Origin of the sequence: Streptomyces hygroscopicus subsp. hygroscopicus, assembly GCF_001553455.1 — a bacterium.
In the GTDB taxonomy this organism is placed as follows: domain Bacteria; phylum Actinomycetota; class Actinomycetes; order Streptomycetales; family Streptomycetaceae; genus Streptomyces; species Streptomyces hygroscopicus.
Genome location: NZ_BBOX01000418.1, coordinates 1 through 2223, shown reverse-complemented (window position 1 = coordinate 2223; position 2223 = coordinate 1). Strand labels below are relative to the sequence as shown.

Genomic DNA, 2223 nt, shown 5'->3' with positions numbered 1-2223 from the left:
CGCCACCTCCGTACGTTCCTGCTCGGCGCCGTCCCCCGACCACAGCGTCCGGGCCAGCTCCGGCGAGAAGCGCCCGCACACGTCCGCGAACACCCGCCGGAAAACGGGGAACGCCGCCGACAGCGCCCGGCCGGGCGCCGCCCGCCGTGCCCCCTGGCCGGAGAACACCACGGCCACCCGGCGGTCGGCGGACGCGAGGTCGGACGTGGCCCGGTCGAGCCGCTCGACGGCCTCCGCGGAGGTGTGGGCGACGACCGCCGTACGGTAGGCGAGCGGCGACCGGGACACGGCGAGGGAGTAGGCCACGTCCAGCGGGTCGGCCGTGCCCTCGCCGAGCCGGGTGGACAGCCGCTCCACCTGGCCGCGCAGGGCGGCGGCGGACCCGGCGGACACCACGAACGGCAGGGCGGGGGTTCCGGTTTCGGCGGGCTCGGCGGGCTCGGGCACCGGCTCGGCCGGCGGTTCTTCGATGATCACGTGTGCGTTGGTGCCGCTGATCCCGAACGACGACACCCCCGCCCGCCGCACCCGGTCCGGGGTACGCGGCCACGGCCGGGCCTCGGCCAGCAGCCGGACGTCGCCCGCCGCCCAGTCGACCTCCGGGGTCGGTTCCTCGGCGTGCAGGGTGCGCGGCATGCGCTCGTACCGCATGGCCTGGAGGACCTTGATGACGCCGGCGACGCCCGCGGCGGCCTGGGTGTGGCCGATGTTGGACTTCAGCGAGCCGAGCCAGAGCGGGCCCTGGTCGCCGCGGTCCCGGCCGTACGTGGCCAGCAGCGCCTGCGCCTCGATGGGGTCGCCGAGCCGGGTACCGGTCCCGTGCCCCTCCACCACGTCGACATCCGCGCCGGTGATTCCCGCGTCCGCCCACGCCGCCCGGATCACCCGCTCCTGCGCCAGGCCGGAGGGGGCGGTCAGCCCGTTGGAGCTACCGTCCTGGTTCAGCGCCGAACCGCGCACCACACCCACCACCGGATGCCCGAGCCGGCGCGCGTCCGACAGCTTCTCGACCAGCAGCACCCCCACGCCCTCGGACCAGCCCGTACCGTCCGCGCCCGCCCCGTACGACTTGCACCGCCCGTCGGCCGCGAGACCCTGCTGGCGCGAGAACTCGACGAAGGTGGTCGGGGTGGCCATCACGCTGACGCCTCCCGCGAGCGCCATGGCGCACTCGCCGTTGCGCAGGGCCTGAACGGCGAGGTGCAGGGCGACCAGCGAGGAGGAGCAGGCGGTGTCCACGGTGATCGCCGGGCCGCGCAGGCCGAAGGTGTACGCGATGCGGCCGGACGCCACGCTGCCCGCCGAGCCGGTCATCAGATAGCCCTCGACCCCGTCCGGGAGCCGCTCGGCGCGGGCGGCGTAGTCGTGGTAGGCGACGCCCATGAACACGCCGGTGGAGCTCTCGCGGATGTCGGCGACCGGGATGCCGGCGCGTTCCCAGGTCTCCCAGGCGACTTCGAGCAGCAGCCGCTGCTGCGGGTCCATGGCGAGGGCCTCCCGCGGGCTGATGCCGAACAGGGCGGCGTCGAAGTGCCCGGCGTCGTACAGGAACCCGCCGTGGCGGGTGGCCGAGCGGCCGGTGCCTTCCGGGTCCTCGGCGAAGAGGCGCGCGGTGTCCCAGCCGCGGTCGGTGGGGAACTCACCGATCGCGTCGGCCCCGTCGCCGACGAGCCGCCACAGGTCCTCCGGGCCGCGCACGTCGCCGGGGAAGCGGCCGGCCATGGCGACGATGGCGATCGGGTCCTCGCCGTCGGGGGCGGCGGCCGTGGTGGTCCCGCCCGCCTCGGCCGCCGGGTCCGGCGCGTCGCCGAGCAGGCGCTCGCGCAGGTGGGCGGCGAGCGCGGCCGGGGTCGGGTAGTCGAACAGCAAGGTGGCGGGCAGCGGCAGCCCGGTCGCGGACCGCAGCCGGTTGCGCAGCTCGACCACGGTCAGCGAGTCGAAGCCGGACTCGCGGAACGCGCGGTCCGGGTGGATGGTGTCCCGGTCGGCCGCGTCGTAGCCGAGCGCCGTCGCGGCGTGGCCGCGCACCAGGTCCAGCAGGTGCCGGTCCTGGTCCGCCCGGGAGAGCCCGGCCAGCCGGCCCGCCTCCCCGCTCACCTCGGCCGTCTCGGTGGTGAGGGCACGGGCCGGGGCGCGCACCAGGCCGCGCAGGAGCGGCGCGAGCGCGTTCTCCCCCGCCCGGTTGCGGAGCGCGGCGAGGTCGAGGCGGGCGGGGACCACCAG

The 2223-nt window shown here is 76.5% G+C and carries 1 protein-coding gene; it reads right to left on the bottom strand.

Annotation, left to right across the window (positions count from 1 at the left end):
- The coding region (locus AXW62_RS33960; RefSeq protein ID WP_252368835.1) for a type I polyketide synthase at positions 1 to 2223 on the bottom strand (2223 nt) is incomplete at both ends.